This is a genomic window from Streptococcus oralis, from assembly GCF_001588645.1.
Lineage (GTDB): Bacteria > Bacillota > Bacilli > Lactobacillales > Streptococcaceae > Streptococcus > Streptococcus oralis_AB.
Map to the genome: position 1 here is coordinate 72,589 of NZ_LAYF01000003.1, position 23,781 is coordinate 96,369.

19 protein-coding genes are annotated in these 23,781 nt (G+C 41.6%); 17 read left to right on the forward strand and 2 right to left on the reverse strand.

Annotation, left to right across the window (positions count from 1 at the left end; all coding sequences use genetic code 11):
• Positions 1-19: 19 nt before the first annotated feature.
• Positions 20-2,638 carry an alanine--tRNA ligase gene (gene alaS, locus A0739_RS01795; RefSeq protein WP_061586857.1) on the forward strand — a complete coding sequence of 873 codons (2,619 nt, stop codon included), beginning with the start codon at positions 20-22 and terminating at the stop codon, positions 2,636-2,638.
• 86 nt (positions 2,639-2,724) lie between these two features.
• Here the strand turns inward: alaS and A0739_RS01800 are convergent, their stop codons facing one another.
• A complete protein-coding gene (locus tag A0739_RS01800) occupies positions 2,725-4,173 on the reverse strand; it encodes an alpha-amylase (protein ID WP_061586858.1) in 1,449 nt (482 codons plus the stop codon).
• A gap of 272 nt (positions 4,174-4,445) precedes the next feature.
• On the opposite strand from A0739_RS01800, the gene A0739_RS01805 reads away from it, so the two are divergent.
• From A0739_RS01805 to A0739_RS01880, 16 genes are all read left to right on the forward strand, one after another.
• The gene (locus A0739_RS01805; protein WP_001079986.1) at positions 4,446-5,609 is read left to right on the forward strand and encodes a class I SAM-dependent rRNA methyltransferase; all 1,164 of its coding nucleotides are present in this window, start codon (positions 4,446-4,448) and stop codon (positions 5,607-5,609) included.
• Complete coding sequence (gene aroD / locus A0739_RS01810; protein ID WP_000767778.1) at positions 5,606-6,283, forward strand: type I 3-dehydroquinate dehydratase; 678 nt, start codon at positions 5,606-5,608, stop codon at positions 6,281-6,283. Before A0739_RS01805 ends, aroD begins: the two co-directional genes overlap by 4 nt.
• Positions 6,273-7,127, forward strand: a complete 855-nt coding sequence (locus tag A0739_RS01815; protein ID WP_061586859.1) for a shikimate dehydrogenase — start codon at positions 6,273-6,275, stop codon at positions 7,125-7,127. The genes aroD and A0739_RS01815 overlap by 11 nt, the downstream gene beginning before the upstream one ends.
• Positions 7,128-7,145: 18 nt before the next feature.
• Entirely contained in the window at positions 7,146-8,213 is a 1,068-nt protein-coding gene (gene aroB / locus A0739_RS01820) for a 3-dehydroquinate synthase (RefSeq protein ID WP_061586860.1), read from the forward strand.
• Between the two features lie 9 nt (positions 8,214-8,222).
• Positions 8,223-9,389, forward strand: coding sequence for a chorismate synthase (aroC, locus tag A0739_RS01825; protein WP_061586861.1), 1,167 nt, complete (start codon positions 8,223-8,225; stop codon positions 9,387-9,389).
• Positions 9,390-9,398: 9 nt separating this feature from the next.
• On the forward strand, positions 9,399-10,502 hold the full coding sequence (locus A0739_RS01830) for a prephenate dehydrogenase (protein ID WP_061586862.1): 1,104 nt from the start codon (positions 9,399-9,401) through the stop codon (positions 10,500-10,502).
• 10 nt (positions 10,503-10,512) lie between these two features.
• Complete coding sequence (locus A0739_RS01835; RefSeq protein WP_000065973.1) at positions 10,513-10,851, forward strand: YlbF/YmcA family competence regulator; 339 nt, start codon at positions 10,513-10,515, stop codon at positions 10,849-10,851.
• A 90-nt stretch (positions 10,852-10,941) separates the two neighbouring features.
• Complete coding sequence (gene aroA, locus A0739_RS01840; protein ID WP_061586863.1) at positions 10,942-12,225, forward strand: 3-phosphoshikimate 1-carboxyvinyltransferase; 1,284 nt, start codon at positions 10,942-10,944, stop codon at positions 12,223-12,225.
• Positions 12,218-12,694, forward strand: coding sequence for a shikimate kinase (locus A0739_RS01845; protein ID WP_061586864.1), 477 nt, complete (start codon positions 12,218-12,220; stop codon positions 12,692-12,694). The genes aroA and A0739_RS01845 overlap by 8 nt, the downstream gene beginning before the upstream one ends.
• The gene (pheA, locus tag A0739_RS01850) at positions 12,691-13,539 is read left to right on the forward strand and encodes a prephenate dehydratase (RefSeq protein WP_061586865.1); all 849 of its coding nucleotides are present in this window, start codon (positions 12,691-12,693) and stop codon (positions 13,537-13,539) included. Before A0739_RS01845 ends, pheA begins: the two co-directional genes overlap by 4 nt.
• Positions 13,536-14,831 carry an LCP family protein gene (locus A0739_RS01855; RefSeq protein ID WP_061586866.1) on the forward strand — a complete coding sequence of 432 codons (1,296 nt, stop codon included), beginning with the start codon at positions 13,536-13,538 and terminating at the stop codon, positions 14,829-14,831. The genes pheA and A0739_RS01855 overlap by 4 nt, the downstream gene beginning before the upstream one ends.
• Positions 14,832-14,974: 143 nt before the next feature.
• A complete protein-coding gene (locus A0739_RS01860; protein ID WP_061586867.1) occupies positions 14,975-15,811 on the forward strand; it encodes a LicD family protein in 837 nt (278 codons plus the stop codon).
• The gene (locus A0739_RS01865; RefSeq protein WP_196755696.1) at positions 15,808-16,776 is read left to right on the forward strand and encodes a glycosyltransferase family 2 protein; all 969 of its coding nucleotides are present in this window, start codon (positions 15,808-15,810) and stop codon (positions 16,774-16,776) included. Before A0739_RS01860 ends, A0739_RS01865 begins: the two co-directional genes overlap by 4 nt.
• A gap of 8 nt (positions 16,777-16,784) precedes the next feature.
• Complete coding sequence (locus A0739_RS01870; RefSeq protein ID WP_061586869.1) at positions 16,785-18,938, forward strand: LicD family protein; 2,154 nt, start codon at positions 16,785-16,787, stop codon at positions 18,936-18,938.
• A 3-nt stretch (positions 18,939-18,941) separates the two neighbouring features.
• Positions 18,942-19,658 carry a LicD family protein gene (locus A0739_RS01875; RefSeq protein ID WP_061586870.1) on the forward strand — a complete coding sequence of 239 codons (717 nt, stop codon included), beginning with the start codon at positions 18,942-18,944 and terminating at the stop codon, positions 19,656-19,658.
• A gap of 181 nt (positions 19,659-19,839) precedes the next feature.
• Entirely contained in the window at positions 19,840-22,170 is a 2,331-nt protein-coding gene (locus A0739_RS01880; RefSeq protein ID WP_061586871.1) for an MBL fold metallo-hydrolase, read from the forward strand.
• Positions 22,171-22,216: 46 nt separating this feature from the next.
• On the opposite strand, the gene A0739_RS01885 is transcribed toward A0739_RS01880, so the two are convergent.
• Positions 22,217-23,695, reverse strand: coding sequence for an oligosaccharide flippase family protein (locus A0739_RS01885; protein WP_061586872.1), 1,479 nt, complete (start codon positions 23,693-23,695; stop codon positions 22,217-22,219).
• Positions 23,696-23,781: the final 86 nt, after the last annotated feature.

The following is a 23,781-nucleotide window of genomic DNA, read 5'->3' on the forward strand; positions in this document are numbered from 1 at the left end:
CAAGTAATAAGGAGATATTATGAAACAACTATCTAGTGCTCAAGTTCGCCAAATGTGGCTAGATTTCTGGGCAAGCAAAGGTCACTCTGTAGAACCATCAGTCAGCTTGGTTCCAGTAAACGACCCAACTCTTTTGTGGATCAACTCTGGGGTAGCAACCCTTAAGAAATATTTTGACGGAACCATCATTCCTGAAAATCCACGTATTACCAATGCGCAAAAAGCTATCCGTACTAACGATATTGAAAACGTAGGGAAGACTGCGCGTCACCATACTATGTTTGAAATGTTGGGGAACTTCTCTATCGGGGATTACTTCCGTGACGAAGCCATCACTTGGGCTTACGAGCTTTTGACAAGCCCTGAATGGTTTGATTTCCCATCTGAAAAACTTTATATGACCTACTATCCTGAAGATAAAGATTCTTACAACCGCTGGATTGAAGTAGGAGTGGACCCAAGCCACTTGATTCCAATCGAAGACAACTTCTGGGAAATTGGTGCGGGACCTTCTGGACCTGATACAGAAATCTTCTTTGACCGTGGAGAAGCCTTTGACCCAGAAAACATCGGTCTTCGTCTGCTTGCAGAAGATATCGAAAACGACCGTTACATCGAAATCTGGAATATCGTTTTGTCACAATTTAACGCTGATCCTGCTGTTCCTCGTAGCGAATACAAAGAATTGCCACACAAGAACATTGATACGGGCGCTGGTTTGGAGCGTTTGGTGGCTGTTATCCAAGGGGCTAAGACAAACTTTGAAACGGACCTCTTCATGCCGATTATCCGTGAAGTTGAGAAATTGTCAGGTAAGGTCTACGACCAAGATGGCGATAACATGAGCTTTAAGGTCATTGCGGACCATATTCGTTCTCTTTCATTTGCCATCGGTGATGGTGCCCTTCCAGGAAATGAAGGTCGTGGTTATGTTCTTCGTCGTTTGCTCCGTCGTGCTTCTATGCACGGTCAAAAATTGGGCATCAACGAGCCTTTCCTTTACAAACTCGTTCCAACTGTTGGAAAAATCATGGAAAGCTATTACCCAGAAGTGCTTGAAAAACGTGACTTTATCGAAAAAATCGTCAAGAGCGAAGAAGAGTCATTTGCTCGTACCCTTCATTCAGGTCAACACTTTGCAGAAACCATTGTAGCTGATTTGAAAGCGAAAGGCCAAACGGTTATCGCTGGTCAAGATGTCTTCAAACTCTATGATACATACGGATTCCCAGTAGAATTGACTGAAGAAATCGCTGAAGAAGCTGGGATGACTGTAGACCGTGAAGGTTTTGAAGCAGCCATGAAAGAGCAGCAAGAACGTGCGCGTGCATCAGCTGTCAAAGGTGGCTCAATGGGAATGCAAAATGAAACCCTTCAAAACATTACAGTGGAAAGTGTCTTCAACTACAATGCCAGCCAATTGTCTTCTAAGTTGGTGGCTATCGTGGCTGAAAACGCTGAAGTAGAAGCTGTTTCTGAAGGAACTGCCTCTCTTATCTTTGCGGAAACTCCATTCTATGCTGAAATGGGTGGACAAGTAGCTGACCACGGTCAAATCTTGGACGCTGCTGGAAATGTCGTGGCTACTGTGATAGATGTTCAAAAAGCACCAAATGGCCAAGCTCTTCATACTGTTGAAGTTCTTGCTCCTCTTGCTTTGAACCAAGAATACACCTTGGCTATTGACAGCAATCGTCGTCACCGTGTCATGAAAAACCACACTGCGACTCACTTGCTCCATGCGGCCCTTCACAATATCCTTGGACACCATGCGACACAAGCAGGATCTCTGAACGAAGTAGAATTCCTTCGCTTTGACTTCACTCACTTCCAAGCTGTAACTCCTGAAGAGTTGCGCGCCATTGAACAGCAAGTCAATGAGAAAATCTGGGAAGCAATTGCTGTAGAAACTGTTGAGACAGATATTGACACTGCTAAAGAAATGGGAGCTATGGCCCTCTTTGGTGAGAAATACGGTAAGGAAGTTCGTGTTGTTACGATTGGTGACTACTCAGTGGAACTTTGTGGTGGTACCCACGTTGGCAACACTTCTGAGATTGGTCTCTTCAAGATTGTCAAAGAAGAAGGAATCGGATCAGGAACTCGCCGTATCTTGGCAGTAACTGGTAAGGAAGCCTTTGAAGCTTATCGCGAACAAGAAGACGCTTTGAAAGCCGTCGCATCAACCTTGAAAGCCCCTCAACTCAAGGAAGTTCCTCATAAGGTTGAAGGGCTTCAAGAACAACTCCGTCAGCTTCAAAAAGAAAATGCAGAATTGAAAGAAAAAGCCGCAGCCGCAGCCGCAGGCGATGTCTTCAAGGATGTGATGGAAGTCAACGGTCACCGTTACATTGCAAGCCAAGTTTCTGTATCAGATGCAGGCGCCCTTCGTACCTTTGCGGATAACTGGAAACAAAAAGACTACTCTGATGTGCTTGTCCTAGTTGCAGCCATCGGTGACAAAGTCAACGTTCTTGTAGCTAGCAAGAGCAAAGACATCCACGCAGGTAATTTGGTAAAAGAATTGGCTCCAATCGTTGATGGACGTGGTGGTGGTAAACCAGACATGGCCATGGCAGGAGGAAGCAACCAAGCGAAAATTCAAGAACTCTTGGATGCAGTAGCAGGTAAATTGTAAGACAATAAAGATCTATCCATTTGGGTAGGTCTTTTTGCCTACTTAAAAAGCCAAATCCGCTTGGATTTGACTTGTAACTGATAGGTTTATTTTGTTGCCCAGACACTGACTGAACCCGCTGCTACTGGAAATTCTCCATACCCTTCAGCATTGATTGTAACTTGTGCTGGATGATTTTCAAGGAGATCAACAAAAGTCTGCTCAGCCCATTCTTGACCAACAAACATAGACTTGCTGTTTTCTTGGTCATTTGAGATAAGGACAGCGATTGGAGATTGATGTTCAGCACCTGAACGAACCCAACCGATACAGTTGGCATCGTCAAAGTAGTCTGTTTGCTCTCCATAAGCCAAGTCTTTTCGGATGGCTAGGAGACGGTCAAGAACTTCTCTGAAATCTTGTTGAGCAAATTGCCCTGAAATGCCATAATAATCTCCGTAAAAGATACATGGAAGCCCATCTTGACGTAATAGAATAAGGGCATAGGCTGCTGGTTTAAACCATTCTTCAACAGTCGATTCGAGGGCCTGTCCTCGTTGGGTATCGTGGTTGTCTACAAAGGTCACAGCCTTATCGGGTTTTAGTTCAACCAAGCTATCTGTGAAAATGTTACGAAGGTCGTAACTTGCTCCAGCATGGCTAGCTTCAAAGAGGTTCTGGTGGAGGCGAACATCGACAAGGTCAAAACGTTCTTCTATTTTCTCGAGATAGTCTAGATTGGCTTCCTTGTCTGGGTTCCAAAATTCCCCAAAAACATAGAAATCTTGACCGTATTTTTCCTTCATATCACGAATGAAATTGCCCATAAAGAAGGAGTCGATGTGCTTAACGGCATCCAAACGGAAACCAGCTACACCAGTCGTTTCCATGAACCAGTCAGCCCAGTCATAGATGTTTTGGATGACTTCAGGGTGCTTAAAGTCTAGGTCGGCATACATGAGGTAGTCGTAGTTACCGTTTTCGTTATCGACCAATTCCTCGTTGGCCCAACCTTTATTGTCTCCTTGGATCAGGTAAATACCAGACTTACGGCGTTTGGCATCGTAGTCTGTACCTGTAAAGTGGTACCAGTGCCAGTGGAAGTCATTGTAGGTATCTTGGCGACCATCGAAAGTAAAGTGAGTCCAGCCATTGATAGTAAAGGGCTCGCTTAATTGAACGGTACGGTCCTCAGGGTCCACTTCAATAACCTGAAAGGCTTCCATATGATCGGCAGCAGCCTTGTGATTGAGCACCACATCGGCCATAGGTTGAATTCCCTGCGCCTTTAGGGCTTGAATGGCTTGAAGATAATCTTCTTTAAACCCATACTTGGTACGGACAGTCCCTTTTTGGTGAAATTCACCTAGGTCAAAAAGATCGTAAACACCATAGCCGACATCTTTTTCGTTGGTTGCCTTGAAGGCAGGTGGCATCCAGACATGGCTGATGCCAAGGTTTGCTAGGTGCTCTGCGTCATTTGTCAGTCGCGTCCAGTGTTGGCCGTCGTGAGGCAAATACCATTCAAAGTATTGCATAAGTGTCTGATTTTGCATTGTTTTTCCTCTTGCTTATCAATGTTGTGTTTTATTCTACCATAAAGTTTAGAACTAGGTAAACGTTTGCGCAAGATTCTATACTCATTTCTGAAATTGTCTATTTTTAGCGAATAGAATCTCTCTTTCCATTATAAGGGAAAGGATGTTTTGGTGGAAAAGTAAATGGCATATACTTATTTTAACAAAAATGACACTCAGTAAACTAAAGTACATATGGTTAAACGGTTTCTTTTTTGAGAATTGTCACAAAATTTGCTATAATAGTAGCTATGAATAGAATTAGGGTCAGCAGACGTGTTGAAAAAAAGCTAGCTAAGGGTCTAGTTCTTTTGGAAGCAAGTGATTTAACAGATATTGAACTGACGGATCAGGCAGTAGAAGTTCTTAGTCAAGACGGGAAGTTTTTAGGGAGCGCCTATCTTTCTCAACAGAATAAAGGAATCGGTTGGTTCATCAGCAAGGAAAAGGTTGGTTTCAATCAAGCCTTTTTTGAAATCCTGTTTCGTAAGGCCAAGGAAGCTAGAAAGCCTTATTATCAAGATGACTTGACCACTGCCTTTCGCCTTTTTAACCAAGAGGGGGATGGTTTTGGTGGTCTGACTGTTGATCTCTATGGAGATTATGCTGTCTTTTCTTGGTACAATTCCTTTGTTTACCAGATTCGTGTGCTGATCATAAATGCTTTTAAGGAAGTTTTCCCTGAGGTCTTGGGGGCTTATGAAAAGATTCGTTTTAAAGGTCTAGACTACGAGTCTGCCTATGTTTATGGTGAGGAAGCGCCAGATTACTTTACTGTTCTTGAGAATGGCGTGCTCTATCAAGTCTTTATGAATGATGGCTTGATGACAGGGATTTTCCTAGACCAGCATGAGGTTCGTGGGAGTCTGGTTGACGGTCTAGCCATGGGCAAATCCTTGCTCAATATGTTCTCCTATACGGCTGCCTTTTCAGTTGCTGCAGCTATGGGAGGCGCGAGTGAGACGACTTCTGTCGACTTGGCCAAACGGTCTAGAGAGCTGTCAGAAGCCCATTTTCATGCAAATGGACTTAGCACGGACAATCATCGTTTTATCGTTATGGATGTCTTTGAGTACTTCAAGTATGCCAAGCGAAAAGGCTTGACCTATGATGTGCTTGTTCTTGATCCACCAAGCTTTGCCCGCAATAAAAAACAAACATTCTCTGTAGCTAAGGACTATCACAAGTTGATTTCCCAGAGTCTAGAGATTTTAAATCCGGGAGGCATTATCATTGCCAGTACCAATGCTGCCAATGTTTCCCGCCAGAAATTTACAGAACAAATTGATAAAGGTTTTGCAGGAAGAAGGTATCAGGTCTTGAACCAATATGGTCTTCCAGCAGACTTTGCCTATAATAAAAAAGATGAAAGCAGTAATTACCTCAAGGTGATTAGTATGAAGGTTAGTAGATGAAATTAATCGTTTCAGTGATGCCACGAAGTTTAGAAGAAGCGCAAGAACTGGATGCCACTAGGTATGAAGATGCCGATATCATTGAGTGGCGTGCGGACTTTCTTACAAAGGACGCTATTTTACAGGTAGCACCCGCTATCTTTGAGAAATTTGCAGGACGCGAACTTGTCTTTACCCTTCGGACCCGCGCTGAGGGAGGAGAAATCGAACTTTCCTCAGAAGAGTATGTTCAAATCATCAAGGAAGTTACTCAGCTCTATCAGCCGGATTATGTAGATTTTGAGTATTTCAGCTACAAGGATGTTTTTGAGGAAATGTTGGATTTTCCAAATCTCGTATTGAGCTATCATAATTTCCAGGAGACACCTGAAAATATGATGGAGATTTTGTCTGAGTTGACCAGTCTCTCTCCGAAAGTGGTCAAGGTATCAGTTATGGCCCATACGGAGCAGGATGTTTTAGATCTGATGAACTACACACGAGGATTTAAGACACTCAATCCTGAGCAAGAGTACGTGACCATTTCCATGGGGAAAATGGGCAAGGTATCTCGTATCACTTCAGATGTGACAGGTTCAAGTTGGTCATTTGCTAGTCTGGATGAAGCGAGTGCCCCAGGTCAGATTTCGCTATCAAACATGAAGAAAATCAGGGAGATTTTGGATGAAGCTTGATGGCTATACACGTTTAACTGCAGTTGTTGCAAATCCCATCAAACACTCTATTTCACCCTTTATCCACAATAGGGCCTTTGAGGCGACAGCTATTAATGGTGCCTATGTAGCTTGGGAGATTGAAGCGAGTGACTTGGCAGAAACAGTCGCCAATATTCGCCGTTACCAGATGTTTGGGATTAATCTCTCCATGCCTTACAAGGAGCAAGTGATTCCTTATCTGGATGAGTTGAGTGATGAGGCTCGTTTGATTGGGGCGGTCAATACTGTTGTCAATCATAATGGCACTTTAATTGGATATAATACAGATGGCAAGGGATTCTTTAAGAGCTTGCCTTCTTTTACAATCTCGGATAAGAAAATGACCATTCTGGGAGCAGGTGGTGCAGCCAAGTCCATTTTGGCTCAGGCTATTTTGGATGGCGCTAGTCAGATTTCAGTCTTTGTTCGTTCAGTTTCCATGGAAAAAACAAGACCTTACCTAGACAAGTTGCAGGACCAAACAGGATTTAAAGTGGACTTGTATGCTTTAGAAGATATTTCTGAGCTGCAAGAAAAGATTGCCAAGTCGGACCTGCTCGTCAATGCGACCAGTGTAGGGATGGATGGCCAGTCGTCGCCAGTTCCAGAAAGTATCAATTTGCCAGAGGCTCTCTTGGTCGCAGATATCATTTACCAACCCTTTGAGACGCCATTTTTGAAATGGGCTAGAAGTCAGGGCAATCCAGCTGTCAACGGCCTGGGGATGTTGCTCTATCAAGCTGCTGAAGCTTTTCAACTGTGGACAGGTAAAGTAATGCCGACAGACGAGATTTGGCAGTCCTTAACAGAAAAATATAAATAGTGAAAAGGAGACCCTACTATGAAAATCAGAATCGATATTCCGCATCATCCTTATGATATTCAGATTGAGAAAGGTTGTCTAGCCCAGGCTGGTCAATGGTTGCGAGAACTCTGGCAACCACAAAAAGTGGTCATTGTAACCGACAACCATGTAGCTTCTCTCTATGCAGAGAAGGTTAAACTCAGCTTAGAAGATGCTGGTTTTCAGGTAGCTGTTTTTGACTTTTTAGAAGGCGAAGAACGAAAAAATTTAACCACTGTTCAGAAGGTCTATGAATTTCTAGTCAAGCAGGGGTTGACTCGTAGCGATGGAATCGTGGCTCTTGGTGGTGGTGTCGTTGGGGACCTAGCTGGTTTCGTAGCCTCTACCTATATGCGGGGCATTCACTTTGTTCAGATTCCGACTAGTTTGACTGCTCAGGTTGATTCTTCTATCGGTGGAAAGACGGGGGTCAATACTCCTTTTGCTAAAAATATGGTGGGAACTTTTGCCCAACCAGATGGGGTTCTGATTGACCCGCTTGTCCTTGAAACACTCGGAAAAAGAGAGTTGATTGAGGGAATGGGTGAGGTTATCAAGTACGGCTTGATTGAGGATCCAGAACTGTGGGCTCTCTTAACGGACCTGGATGGTTCTGTTGAGAGTATACTGGAACATGCGGAGACTTTGATTGAACATTCTTGTCAGGTGAAGCGCAAGATGGTAGTTGAGGATGAATTGGACAATGGTGTCCGCCTTTACCTCAATTTTGGCCACACCATTGGCCATGCCATAGAAGCAACGGCAGGTTATGGAACAGTCATGCATGGAGAAGCCGTAGCCATGGGTATGGTGCAGATTTCCAAGGTTGCTGAGGGGAAAGGCCTCATGTCAGCTGGTATTACCCAATCTATCACAGAGATGTGTCAGAAATTTGGACTACCTGTTGACTATGAAAACTGGGATGTTGACAAGCTCTATCAAGCTTTGACTCATGACAAGAAGGCGCGTGGGAACACCTTGAAATTGGTCTTGGTACCAGGGCTTGGTTCAGCGACCATTCACCCAGTTTCTCTGGAAGAGATGAAAGACTACTTGGTAAAATAAGGAGAACGTATGAGATATTTAACTGCAGGAGAATCACACGGTCCTCGTTTGACGGCTATCATTGAAGGAATTCCCGCTGGACTTCCTTTGACAGCTGAGGATATTAATGGAGACCTTAAACGCCGTCAGGGTGGCTACGGTCGTGGTGGTCGTATGAAGATTGAGAGTGACCAGGTTGTCTTTACTTCGGGCGTTCGCCACGGGAAGACGACAGGGGCTCCCATTACCATGGATGTCATCAATAAGGACCACCAAAAATGGTTGGATATCATGTCTGCGGAGGACATTGAAGACCGCCTGAAAAGCAAGCGAAAAATCACTCATCCTCGCCCAGGACATGCCGATTTGGTTGGGGGCATCAAGTACCGTTTTGATGACTTGCGAAATTCCTTGGAGCGGTCATCTGCCCGTGAAACCACCATGCGAGTTGCAGTTGGGGCAGTAGCTAAACGTCTCTTAGTTGAGCTAGATATGGAGATTGCCAATCATGTCGTGGTCTTTGGTGGCAAGGAAATCGATGTACCTGAAAATCTGACAGTCGCTGAGATTAAGGAACGAGCTGCCCAGTCTGAAGTTTCTATTGTCAACCAAGAACGGGAACAGGAAATAAAGGATTATATTGACCAAATCAAACGTGACGGTGATACCATCGGTGGGGTTGTAGAGACAGTCGTCGGAGGCGTTCCAGTTGGCCTTGGTTCCTATGTCCAATGGGACAGAAAATTGGATGCGCGATTGGCTCAGGCAGTTGTCTCTATCAATGCCTTTAAAGGGGTGGAATTTGGTCTCGGCTTTGAAGCTGGTTACCGTAAAGGCAGTCAGGTTATGGATGAAATTCTCTGGTCTAAAGAAGACGGCTATACTCGTCGTACCAATAATCTAGGTGGTTTTGAAGGTGGTATGACCAATGGGCAACCAATTGTTGTTCGTGGAGTTATGAAACCCATTCCCACTCTTTACAAACCATTGATGAGTGTGAATATCGAAACCCACGAACCTTACAAGGCAACCGTGGAGAGAAGTGATCCGACCGCCCTTCCAGCTGCAGGTGTGGTCATGGAAGCCGTTGTAGCAACGGTTCTGGCACAAGAAATCCTTGAAAAATTCTCATCGGACAACCTAGAGGAATTAAAGGAATCGGTAGCCAAACACCGTGAGTATACAAAGAACTATTAAGGAGTTCCTATGGCAAAAACCATCTATATCGCAGGTCTCGGTTTGATTGGTGCTTCGATGGCCCTAGGTATCAAGCGTGATCATCCGGATTATGAAATTTTGGGTTATAATCGCAGTCAGGCTTCGAGAGATATTGCCTTGGAGCGGGGGATGATTGACCGTGCGACGGATGATTTTGCCAGTTTCGCTCCCCTAGCAGATGTCATCATTCTGACCTTGCCGATCAAACAGACCATTGCTTTTATTAAGGAGCTGGCAAACTTAGACTTGAAGGAAGGCATCATTATCTCAGATGCAGGCTCAACCAAGTCAGCCATCGTGGAAGCAGCGGAGGAATATTTAGCTGGCAAGCCTGTTCGCTTTGTCGGGGCCCATCCCATGGCTGGTAGCCACAAGACAGGGGCTGCCTCTGCGGATGTTAATCTCTTCGAAAATGCCTACTATATCTTTACTCCATCTAGTTTGACTAGTTCAGACACGCTTGAGGAAATGAAGGACCTACTTTCAGGTCTCCATGCTCGTTTCATTGAAATTGATGCCAAGGAGCACGATCGAGTAACTTCACAGATTAGCCATTTTCCCCATATCTTGGCATCAGGTCTCATGGAGCAGACAGCAGTTTATGCTCAAGAACATGAGATGGCAAGACGCTTTGCGGCGGGTGGTTTTCGAGATATGACTCGGATTGCGGAAAGCGAGCCAGGTATGTGGACTTCCATTCTCTTGTCCAATCGTGAGACTATTCTAGATCGAATTGCGGATTTCAAGGAGCGCTTGGAAGCGATTGGTCAGGCCATCAGCAAGGGAGACGAAGAGCAAATCTGGAACTTTTTCAACCAAGCGCGTGCGCAACGTCAGGCCATGGAAATCCATAAGCGTGGTGGTGTGGACAGTTCTTATGATCTCTATGTCGATGTTCCCGATGAAGAAGATGTCATCTTGCGGATTTTGGAATTACTTCGTGGGACTTCTTTGGTTAATATCCACATCAACGAAGAAAACCGTGAGGATATTCACGGGATTCTACAAATTTCCTTTAAAAATGCTCAGGATCTGGAACGAGCTGAGCACTTAATTACAGAAAATACGGACTACACAGTCGTCATCAAATAAGGAGAAAATCATGTCAAATATTTACGATAGTGCAAATGAACTCAGTCGTGGGTTACGCGAATTACCAGAATACAAGGCGGTCAAGGCAGCAAAAGATGCCATCCAAGCTGATGAACAAGCTAGCAAGATTTTTGCAGACTACCTCGCTTTCCAGCAAGAAATCCAAGTCATGGCGCAAACGGGACAAATGCCAGATGCCTCTTTCCAAGAAAAGATGCAGTCCTTCAGCAAGCAAATCCAAGAGAACGCTCTTTTGTCAGATTTCTTTGCCAAACAGCAACAATTGTCCATTTACCTTTCAGACATTGAAAAAATTGTCTTTGAACCTGTTTCAGAATTATTGAAATAGTATTTTATCTGTATAAAAGCCAGAAATTTCAGGAATTTCTGGCTTTTTTGTGATAAAATAAGAAAAAGTATTGCAAGTATGAGGTCAACTATGAAACTAAAAACAAACATTCGCCGCTTACATGGCAGTATCCGGGTTCCAGGTGACAAGTCTATCAGCCATCGTTCGATTATTTTTGGAAGTTTGTCTGAGGGTGAGACTAAGGTTTATGATATTCTGCGTGGAGAGGATGTACTTTCAACCATGCAGGTCTTTCGTGACCTTGGTGTTGAAATTGAGGATAAAGATGGGGTTATTACCATTCAAGGTGTTGGAATGGATGGCTTAAAAGCTCCGCAAAATGCTCTTGATATGGGGAATTCTGGAACCTCGATTCGTCTGATTTCAGGTGTACTTGCTGGTGCAGACTTCGAAGTAGAGATGTTTGGAGATGATAGTCTTTCTAAACGTCCTATGGATCGCGTGACGATTCCACTGAAAAAAATGGGCGTTAGTATTTCAGGGCAAACCGAGCGAGACCTGCCCCCTCTTCACTTAAGAGGGACGAAAAAACTTACACCTATTCACTATGAGTTGCCAATCGCCTCTGCCCAAGTCAAGTCGGCCTTGATGTTTGCAGCCTTGCAGGCTCAAGGCCAGTCAGTTATTGTTGAAAAAGAGTGTACTCGTAACCACACGGAAGATATGCTGCAGCAATTTGGTGGTTATTTAAGTGTGGATGGAAAAAAAATCACAGTTCAAGGACCACAAAAACTTACAGGACAAAAGGTTCTTGTGCCAGGAGATATTTCCAGTGCAGCCTTTTGGTTGGTCGCAGGTTTGATTGTTCCAAACTCTCGTGTGGTGCTGCAGAATGTAGGCATCAATGAGACGCGTACTGGTATTATTGATGTCATTCGTGCCATGGGAGGAAAACTAGAAATAACTGAAATTGATCCAATCGCTAAATCTGCTACCTTGACTGTCGAGTCTTCAGACCTAAAAGGAACGGAGATAGGTGGAGCCTTGATTCCCCGCTTGATTGATGAATTGCCTATTATTGCCCTTCTCGCGACACAAGCGCAAGGTGCAACGGTCATTAAGGATGCTGAGGAACTCAAGGTCAAGGAAACAGACCGCATTCAGGTGGTGGCAGATGCTTTAAATAGCATGGGGGCGGATATCACTCCTACAGCAGACGGGATGATTATCAAAGGGAAATCAAGACTTTATGGCACTAGAGTCAATACCTTTGGTGACCACCGAATTGGAATGATGACAGCTATTGCGGCCCTCTTGGTTGCTGATGGAGAAGTGGAACTTGACCGTGCTGAAGCCATCAATACCAGCTATCCTAGCTTCTTTGATGATTTGGAGAACCTGATTCATGACTAAGGTATTACTCGGATTTATGGGGGCGGGCAAATCGACAATCGCTAGAGGATTGGACCCAGACTACATCGATATGGATACCTTAATCGAAGAACATTTGGGCATGTCCATTGCGGATTTCTTCGCTGAAAAAGGAGAAGTGGCCTTTCGCCAAGTAGAGTCAGAAGTCCTAGCTGACTTACTAAAAACTGACCGAGTTGTGTCAACTGGCGGAGGGGTTGTCATTTCTCAGCGAAACCGTGACTTGCTCAAAACCAATCCTGATAACATCTACCTAAAAGCAGATTTTGAAACCCTCTACCAACGTATCGCAGCTGATAAGGACAATCAGCGGCCACTGTTTCTAAATAATAGTAAGGAAGAATTGGCAGCTATTTTCCAAGAAAGACAAGCTTGGTATGAGGAAGTAGCCAGTCGGGTTTTGGATGTGACCAAGTTAAGCCCAGAGGAAATTATAGAGGAACTGAGATGAAAATTGCCTATCTAGGTCCAAAGGGATCTTTTTCGCATCATGTTGTGCAGACAGCTTTTCCCAAAGAGGAATTGCAGGCTTTTGCCAATATCACAGATGTCATCAAGGCTTATGAACAGGGCTTGGTGGACTATTCTGTGGTACCAGTTGAAAACTCCATTGAAGGTAGTGTTCATGAAAGCTTGGATTATCTTTTTCACCAGGCTCGCATCCAAGCAGTGGCAGAAATCGTTCACCCCATTCACCAGCAGCTGATGGCAGTTCCAGGTCAGTCAAAAATTGAGAAGATTTTTTCCCATCCTCAGGCTCTGGCTCAAGGAAAGAAATTCATCGACAAACACTATCCAGAGGCTAAAATTGAGATAACAGCCAGTACCGCCTATGCAGCTCGCTTTATTTCGGAACATCCAGATCAGCCTTATGCAGCCATTGCTCCTAGAAGTTCAGCTGAAGAATATGGCTTGGAATTAATTGCAGAGGATATTCAGGAAATGGAAGCCAATTTCACACGTTTTTGGGTGTTAGGGGCAGAGATACCGAAGATTCCTTTGAACTCACAAGCTGAAAAAATGAGTTTGGCCTTGACCTTACCAGACAACCTACCTGGTGCTCTTTACAAGGCACTTTCGACTTTTGCTTGGAGAGGGATTGACTTAACAAAGATTGAAAGTCGCCCCCTTAAAACAGCCTTGGGAGAATACTTTTTCATTATCGATGTAGACTATAGTGACAAAGAACTGGTTCATTTTGCAAGACAAGAACTAGAAGCTATTGGAATCCAGCACAAGATACTGGGAACCTACCCGATTTTTACCATAACTGATTTAGAAAAGGAGAGTCAATGAGCAAAGAAAATCCTTTAAGTCATCACGAGCAGTTACGTTATGACTATCTCTTCAAAAATATTCATTACCTCAACGACCGTGAACGGAGGGAGTTTGATTATCTGCAACAGAAAATGGCAGGTCCCAATTCTGAAGTTCACCATTTCTACCAAGAAGAAAAAGAAGAATCTTGGGGTAGAGATATTGATCTTCCGACTTATGGCAGTAGAAGCCGGTCTAAGAAACGTGAAAAGGTAGCTCCTCAACCTAAAGTCAAAAAGAAAAAAAGAAGAATTCGCTTCAAACGAATACTGACTTGGTTCCTGCTGTTGATTACCTGTGTGCTTGCAGGGATGATTTTTATGTTTCTTCGAGGGTTCCAGTCAGCAGCCAATCCAACAAATAAGCCAGCTGACGCCAAGGCAGCTCAAGTAGAGGTCTTTAACGGTCAGGATACCAAAGATGGTGTGAATATTTTAGTCATGGGGACAGATGGCCGTATCGGTCAAAATAGTGCGGAGACCCGTACCGACACAATCATGGTATTGAATGTCAGTGGATTGGATAAGAAGATCAAACTAGTCAGCTTTATGCGTGACAACTTAGTTTATATCGACGGGTATAGTAAGATTGTAAATGGCCAAAAACAGACGGATAACAAACTAAATGTTGCCTATGAACTTGGGGAACAAGAAGGGCAAAAAGGGGCAGAAATGGTCCGCAAGGTTTTAAAAGACAACTTTGATTTGGATATTAAGTACTATGCTCTAGTTGACTTCCAAGCCTTTGCAACAGCTATTGATACCCTCTTCCCTGACGGAGTAACGATTGATGCTCAATTCTCAACATTGAATGGTCAACCTTTGACAGAAGCCACAGTTGGAGATGACCTTCATGCAACAGAGACAGAGTCCCCAACCCAAACCATCAAAGTTGGAAAACAGCAGATGAATGGATCCACCTTGCTGAACTACGCTCGCTTCCGTGATGATGATGAGGGGGACTATGGCCGTACCAAACGTCAGCAACAAGTCATGTCAGCAGTTCTTGAGCAAATCAAAGATCCAACCAAGCTCTTTACGGGGTCAGAGGCACTTGGAAAAGTCTTTGGCATGACATCAACAAATCTACCATATAGCTTCTTGTTGACCAATGGCTTATCTGTCCTAGAAGGTGCTCAAAATGGCATTGAAAGACTCACCGTCCCAGAACTTGGTGACTGGGTGGACGCTTATGATATCTATGGTGGACAAGGACTTCTAGTTGATCAAAATAAATATCAGACCAAACTCGCCCAAATGGGAATGAGATAGAATACTATAAAAAAATCAAAGTTTGAATCACTAGTGAAAAAGTGGTTTAGGCTTTGATTTTTCTTAGTATCTGATGGATTTTTAGGGCTTTTTTATGGTATAATAAAACGATATAACTCGTTATTGTACAGAAGAGGAGAGACATGAGTGATTTGAAAGCGATTCAGGCTCGTAGTCTGGAAATGGCTGAATATTTCGTCGCATTTTGTAAAGAACATGATTTGTTGTGCTATCTCTGTGGTGGAGGAGCCATTGGTGCCCTACGTAACAAAGGTTTCATTCCTTGGGATGATGATCTAGACTTTTTCATGCCACGTAAGGACTATGAAAAATTAGCAGAACTGTGGCCTCGTTATGCAGATGAGCGTTATTTCTTGTCAAAGAGTAATAAAGATTTTGTAGACCGTAACCTTTTTATTACCATTCGTGACAAGGGAACCACTTGTATCAAGCCTTATCAGAAGGATTTGGATTTGCCACACGGTTTGGCCTTGGATGTTTTACCATTGGATTATTATCCTAAAAATCCAGCTGAGCGTAAGAAACAAGTTCGTTGGGCCTTGATTTATTCACTCTTTTGCGCCCAAACTATCCCAGAAAAGCATGGTGCCATCATGAAATGGGGAAGTCGCATCTTACTCGGCCTGACTCCAAAATCTTTACGTTATCGCATTTGGAAAAAAGCTGAAAAAGAAATGACCAAGTATGGTCTGGCTGAAAGCGATGGAATTACGGAATTATGCTCAGGTCCTGGCTACATGCGAAACAAATACCCAATCGCATCCTTTGAAGATAATCTCTTCTTGCCATTTGAAGGAACAGAGATGCCTATCCCAGTCGGTTATGATGCCTATCTCAGCACTGCTTTTGGGGACTATATGACACCGCCACCAGCGGACAAGCAAGTACCGCATCATGATGCCATTATAGCAGACATGGACAAGAGCTACACAGAGTACAAGGGAGAATATGGAGCATGATGGGAGAAAAAATAAGCGTTATCGTTCCAGTCTACAATGTAGAAGCCTATCTGGAAAAGTGTGTAGAATCCATTTTAAAACAAACCTATAGCAACTTGGAAATTCTTCTTGTCAATGATGGTTCGACGGATAATAGTGGAGAACTGTGTGATCAATTAGCTCAAATAGATCAACGGATTCGTGTCATTCACAAGGAAAACGGTGGCTTGTCTGATGCTCGAAATAGAGGGATTGAAGAGGCAAGTTCTGATTTGATTGGTTTTATCGATAGTGATGACTACATTGACGAAGATATGTATGAGACCCTTTACCACCAAATGCTAGAATCCAATGCTGATCTTTCTATGTGTGGACATTATGATGTCTATGACCAAATTCCAGAAAAGCAAGTTGCAGTGATTCAGACCTGGGAATTAACTCCCCAAGAAGCCATTAAAATGGTCATGGAAGCTAAAATTCTCTCGGTCACAGCTGTCAACAAACTTTATAAAAAAGAACTCTTTGAACAGCTACGATTTGAAATTGGAAAAATAGCAGAGGATGCCTTCATCATGATTGCCTTGATTCATCAATGTCGCAAGGTTGTTGCAACAAATGAGAAGAAATACTACTATGTTCACCGAGAAAATAGTATCACGACTCAAAAATTCTCCTTGAAATTCTTAAACGTTATTGAAGCTTATGAACAAAACGCAAATATTATCAGAGAGAATTATCCAGATCTAACAGATGTTGCAACCATGCGTTTAAATTGGGCTTACTTCTATGTATTGGATAGGCTCTTGGTTGATGCAGATTTCAAGGATAAGGTTTTAGAAGACCGTTTGATTGCCTATCTAAAGAAAAATACAAAGAATATTCTTTCGGATAGTCGTTTTACAAGAGCAAGAAAAGTGAGTTTCTTAGCTTTGTGCTTGAGTCGAAAATTGTATACGAAAATCTTGCTTACACAAACTAAGCGTTAGGAGAAAAAATGATTTCATTTATTGAAAAAAACTATTTTAAAATCAATTTACTATTTTTATCAGTTATATCTTTTTACTGTATGGCAGGCTTGATTGTCCCACTTCAGCCAATCTCGGCCAATAAATTTGTCACTCTTGGGATAACCCTCATGGGTGTTTTATTGGGACTTTATAATTTCTTTATCAAAAAAGTCTATCTGAATGTCCGAAAAATTGAGTATTTGATTCTCTTTTTTCTAATGAATATCCTGACAGCTGCCTTAGTTGTCAAGTATGGATTTTCAACAAACATAAAGAATTTAGTTGTCTTTTTCATCTATTTCTTTGCAATCTATCCAGCCTTTCAGTCTTTCTCAGTGAAAAAAGCACGTGCCCTCTTTGATGCCTTCTTCTCAGTTATCACTGTCGCAAATACCCTAGGTGTACTTGTATCAATTTGGCAATTCTTCATGCTGCAGGGTTACCGCGTATTTGATTACAAGGGGTTATTGATCCGCCAAGGATTTGTGGAGTCTCGTCTATTTGGGATTCTAGCCAGTCCCAACTATCTCTCTATTATTTCTTTGATGGTGATTATTTATTTGTGGATGCGCTTGTCACTTTACAATACTGTCCTTAAAACCCTGGCTATCTCATCGATTTTGCTAAATTTTGCTTATATTGTATTATCAGGTTCCAGAACAACCTATATCTGTTTGGTTATCGTTGCCCTGTTATACGCTTTGATGACGGCTAACTGGACTAAAAAAATCAAGTCACTTCTTACTGTTCTAGTAACTGTAGGTCTGGTATTTGTCTGTTATAATGGTATCAAATATAGTAGTGACATTTACTTGAAAGCTCACTCAGCTCAAATCCAAAAAAATCAAGAAAATGGACAAAATGGAGACAACAATCTTTCTCTTGAGAGAACTGACACAAGTGAAGAGAATATCTCCAATAACCGTTTTGCCATTTGGCAGTCAACAGCTTCCTTTATCCCTAGACGCCCTCTATTTGGATATTCAGGTGGAAACTGGTATGAGTTAGGTAAAGAATATGATGCTTCAGCCTACATCATCAAAAGACATTACCTTACTCACAACGGCTATCTTGAGTTGTTATTCTATGATGGTATCACAGGTTTTATCCCTATGGCCATCTTTATGCTTTCCTTCATTGTTTCAAGTCTCAAGAAATATAAAAAAGACCTCCAAGAAGGTCGCCACAATCATGAATTGATTACCATTCTCTTGATCACTGTAGTTATTCTCATCTCTAATTTGTTCTTGAGTTCAACTTTCTATGGAATTTCTCTTTTGGGTTTTATCTTGTTTGTGATTTCAGGTTACTATTTCTCTGTTCTCTATAAAAAAAGAGACGGCTATAGAAAACTAGATGAAGCGGAGATTAAAGAAGTTGAACTAGGTGTCATGGATTATATCCACAATCTCTGTCAAAAAGAGAATATCAACTATTCACTGGCTTATGGAACCTTGCTGGGAGCCGTGAGACACAAGGGTTACATTCCTTGGGATGACGATATTGATATCTCTTTGAAACGCGATGAATACGATAAATTGTATCAGGCTATTTTGCAAGATAATGATCCTGTCTACAAAGTGGTTTCTTGGGAAAATGACAGTCGTTACCCTTACCCATTTTACCGAGTCTATGATGCGCGAACTGTCTATGATAACAACTATATCGACAATGATATTGATTTAGGAATTTGTGTGGACGTTTTCCCATTTGACTATTATGCTGATGTTAACAAGGACATGGTAAAACTGGATACTTACCGTCGTTTATCAGTCTATACCCTTTATGGCATCCATAATAAGAATGCGAAACTCAAGAATATCATCAGATATCTACTTGTACTTGTATTCCGTTTGACTCGCGTCAAAACTTGGAACCGTAAGATGAACATCCTATCTATGCGAGAAAAAGATGGAGACTTCATTGATTACCTCATGGAGAACAAAAGAGTTTCTACGAAATTTGACAAGTCCTTCTTGGATACGACGATTGATAGTCCATTTGAAGATAGAGTTTACAAAATTCCTGAGGCCTATCAGCCGATCCTTTCTGCCATATACGGAGATGACTTTATGGAAATTCCTCCTCTAGAAAAACGAGTGAAACATGATGACTTCCTCGCTTATATAAAGGAGGGATAGAACGTGTTACAATGGTTAAAAAGAAGTTTAGCCAGTCTCTTAGGAGATAAGAAAGACCTGGTTAAAAACCTACCAATTATCAAAAATTTAAATCAAAAAGCCAATATCGACTTAGATTCAAAGAGAAGCAATTTGCTCAAAGAAAACTTTGAAGATATTCTAAAGGCCATCTACCAATCTAATCTGAAATCCTATGATATCTGGTTAGATTTTGGAACTTTACTTGGTTTCTACAGAGAAAATGATCTGATTCCGCATGATTTAGATATGGACTTTGGTATTATTATCCCAGACTACGAAGCCTTTTTAAAGGATGAGAAAGTTCTTTTTGAGAAAGGCTTTGTCAGAACAAAAGAGTTCTATTACAATGATAAACTTGTAGAATTATCCTATAGTTACAAGGGCCTCAATGTTGATTTTATTGTCTATGATAAAAAAGAGGGGAATATTTCCTCAGACACTATTTTCTACATGACAAACGCCTTGGGAAATCCTACAAGATATGAAGTCTACCACTATGAATTGCCGTTTGCAGCACTTATTGAATGTAGTTTTAAAGAGATTCTAGTAAAAGTTCCAGAAAATATAAGAGAATACATCAGTCACTTGTATGGGGAGGATTTTGAAGTCCCTAATACTCATTACAACTGGAAAGAAAATCCAATTTACAAACAAAGAGATGCTAACTTGGCTAAGGTCCTTTTAGGGAAATCTCTTTAGTAATATAGAAAAGAGGGGATGTTGAAGTTCTTCCTTGTTAACTCTAGTCCCTACTCTAGTGTGACAATCAGGCTTCTCTTTCCCTCTTTTTGTCTTATATTGACGGAAAGGAGCTAGAAAAGTTGCTACTAGGATGAATCTTCCATCCTAGCTTCCGCTATCAAAGAAAGAAGTGGTTTATATGAAAAAGAAACAGATAAAAGAAATCCTTGTATTTATTTCCCTAGTCTTGTTGCTCGTCTCTGGACTCTTGATACCCGCAGTTCAGGCAGATACTTCAAGCAACCGAATCCATTTTATCAATACCAAAGGAGTATCAGGAAGTGATGCTATTATTCTAGAAAGTAATGGTCACTATGCCTTGATTGACATGGGCGAAGACTATGATTTTCCAGATGGAAGTAATCCACGTTATCCAAGTCGTGTAGGAATTAGTACAAACAATGAGTATGTATTAGAGGACAGACTGTTCAGACATATGCAACAGCTCGGTATTAAGAAACTTGACTTTATTCTAGGAACCCATGTCCATAGTGACCATATTGGATCGGCGGATGAAGTTCTTAAACGTTATCCTGTAGACAGATTTTATCTAAAGAGATACTCAGATGAGCGCATCACATCAAAATGGCGATTGTGGGACAATCTTTTTAATTATGACAATGCTGTCAAGACGGCTCTAGAGCGTGGTGTAACTCTTGTGCAAGACATTACCGAGAAGGAAAGTCACTTCACTTTAGGTGATATGGATATTCAGCTATATAACTATAAAAACGAATATGACAGTGATGGCAAACTCAAGAGAGTTTATGATGATAATTCCAATTCGATTGTGGCAGTGGTTACTGTAGCGGGTAAAAAGATTTATCTCGGTGGTGACTTGGATAATGCTGAGGGGGCAGAGGATAAGTTAGGTCCTGAAATTGGTAAAGTCGATATGATGAAATGGAACCATCATTATGATGCCCACATTTCAAATACGATTCCTTTCTTAGACTCCCTATCTCCAAGTATGGTGGTTCACACATCCGCAGCAGATGCCAATCTTGCTACAACAAGAGAGTATCTTAAGAAACATGGTATTGAGGTAGTTCATGCTTCTAGCCAGACCAAGGATGCAACTGTCTTTACAATTAGTAAAAATGGTTTTACAAACGTGTCCGATTCTCTACCTAATATCCCCACTGTTAGTGAAACATGGTATAAAGAAGATGGTTACTGGAAGTATCGCTTGTCTGATGATCAGATGGCAATCGGTTGGCGCAAAATAAATGGTATTTACTATTTCTTTAATGGTCAAGGACAAATGCAGGCAGGTAGATGGCTTCATTTGAACGACTCTCGTGAAAAAACAGATGGTAACTGGTATTATTTGAACAACAATGGACAAATGCAAGATACTGGATGGTTTAAGCAAGATGGTAGTTGGTATTATATCACATCAAGTGGAGCAAGAAGTTACAGTCAGTTAGTTGAAATTGATGGTCAGAAATATCTATTTGACAAAGAAGGTAAGATGCTAACAGGACATCAAGTCTATAATGGCAAGAAGATGTTCTTTAGCGAAAGTGGTGCACTCCAAGCAGCAGGTAAGCCTTCAACTTGGCAAAAGATTGATTCTGATTGGTATTTCTATGATGAGGATGGGCTAAAGACTGTCGGTAAAAAGAATATTAATGGAAGCACGTACTACTTTAATCAAGAAGGTGTCATGCAAACTGGCTGGACCTTTGTTGATGGTCACTGGAACTATTTTGCAAGTTCTGGAGCTATGAAAACCGGCTGGGTCAAGGATCAGGAAACATGGTATTATCTGGATAAAGATGGCATCATGTTAACTGGCAGACAAGATATAAATGGTGTTCGTTACTATTTGAATGCTAGTGGTGCCATGCAGACTGGATGGCAGTGGTCAAATGATTCTTGGCATTACTACGCTACGTCGGGCGCACTCCAAACTGGTTGGTTGAAAGATGGTGATGCCTGGTATTATCTTGAAGGTAAGGAAGGCGTTATGTTAGTCGGCCTCCATCAAGTAGATGGTAAGCAATATTACTTTAGCAAATCTGGTGCCATGCAAACAGGCTGGAAATGGTTTGATAATCATTACCGTTACTTTGAATCAAATGGAGCCATGAAAACTGGTTGGATAAAAGACAAAGGCGTCTGGTATTATCTAAATCCTGAAGATGGCATCATGTTGGTTGGCCTTCATAAAGTAAATGGTGATCATTATTACTTTGATGAATCAGGAGCTATGCAAACGGGTTGGAAACAGCTTGATGGTAATTGGTACTATTTCCAAGCTGATGGTTCTTTGTTGAAGAACGCAACAACACCTGATGGTTACAAAGTAAACGAAGAAGGAATCTGGAAACAGGCTGTTGCTGCTGTAAATAGCGATGCAGTCAAGCCAGAACAGAAACAAGAAGCTAATTCCTCTATTGTTGAACAACCTAAACAAGATTCAAATCTAGAAGCCAACGCTTCTGAAAAGAAAGAAAAAGAATAAAGAAGAAATCCCCTACTGACAACTAATTTATCAGTAGGGGATTTTTTTAATTTCGTTTTAATTTAGCAAGTACAAGGTTCAGTGCATAGTGGAGTGTTTTGTCTTTGGTAATAAAGAGGGTCAAGAGGTAATAGATACCACAAGTTGCTACGGTAGACAGAACCATGAGAATCATATTGAAGTTTACTGTGTAGGAATTGATTTGGAAAATCATCTTGAAAATATAGAAGATTGGGATAAAACCAAGGGATATAATGCTATAACGTGTTAAGGTTATAAAAATTTCTTTTAAACTAATCAGTTGGTGTTTCTTGATAAAATGAATTTCAAGTAAAACAACGATAGTTTCTGCGATAATGGTCGTAGCGATGTAATACTCAGGTGCAAAAATATTATTGAAATACAAGATGCTATTTAATAGTATATTAGCCCCACCACCAAGGAAGTAGAAGGCAGTTAAGCGATTTTCATGGTCGTTGATAAAGATAATCTGTTTACCAAGAATCAACTCTATAGCCCAAATGATGGTACGAAAAGCGAAGACGCTAGTTACGATACCCGCTTCAAGATATTTTTCAGAAGAATAAATAACAGTTGCGTACCGTCCCAATATCATGATCCCGATACTAGTTGGAACCATAAGGAAATAGAATAAGGATGCCGCTTGATTCACGAGATAATTATAGGACTTGTAATCCTTTTTACCGAGATAGTAGCCAAGGCGTGGAATACTGACGTTGATAGCTCCACTCAAGACACTGGCAATCAACATGACGATACTATAGGCAATTGTATAGTAGGAAATATAGTTCTCATCCGGTCCCTTGGTGATAAACATTCTATCTAGCAAGGTATAAAGCATATTAGCGTTTGCTAGGAGAAGCATAGTAAAGAGTGGTTTAGAAGCTTTAGCTAATTCGACGAAACCAATCTTAACAAAAGAAACTTCTCTCTTAATCCAAAGAAAACTGAGCAGGTAGTTGAGGACAGTGGTCGCTGTCATAACGATAGCATAAGGAACGATATCATCTGCCGTTTTAACGAAGGCGAAGATAGCGACCAGCATGGTAATTCGAATAATTAATGTCTTATAGAGGATGAAGGCATAGTTTTCATAAGCCTCGTTCATCCATTCGATATTGAGAAATTGGAAGAGTGCTTGAGCCCCTAGGATGTAGTAGAGGACTTTCAGATTCTCAATGCTAGTGTCAAAGAAGATAATGAGGAAGTAGATACCAGTGGTCAGGAGAGAGGTGAAAACCGAGATATAAAACAGCTTAGAAAAGACGTAGTTGATTTTATTCTTGTCATCCTTGACCTTACTGATAGCTCGAATCCCATAGTTGTATATCCCAAAGGCAGCTAGTGGAATAACGAAACTTGCCCAGGTATTGGCTGTATTGAAATAACCGTAATTGGATTTGCTGAGAATCCGCGTCAGATAAGGATTGGTTATCAGTGGAAAAACGATATTGAGAATATTGACCAGCAAGCTGGCCAAGGCATTTACTTTTATATTTTTCATTGAACTTTCTTTCTTAAATCTAAAATCATATCTAGTATTATATCACATTCTCGCTTCATTCTTTTGATAAAATCGTAAAAATCTAG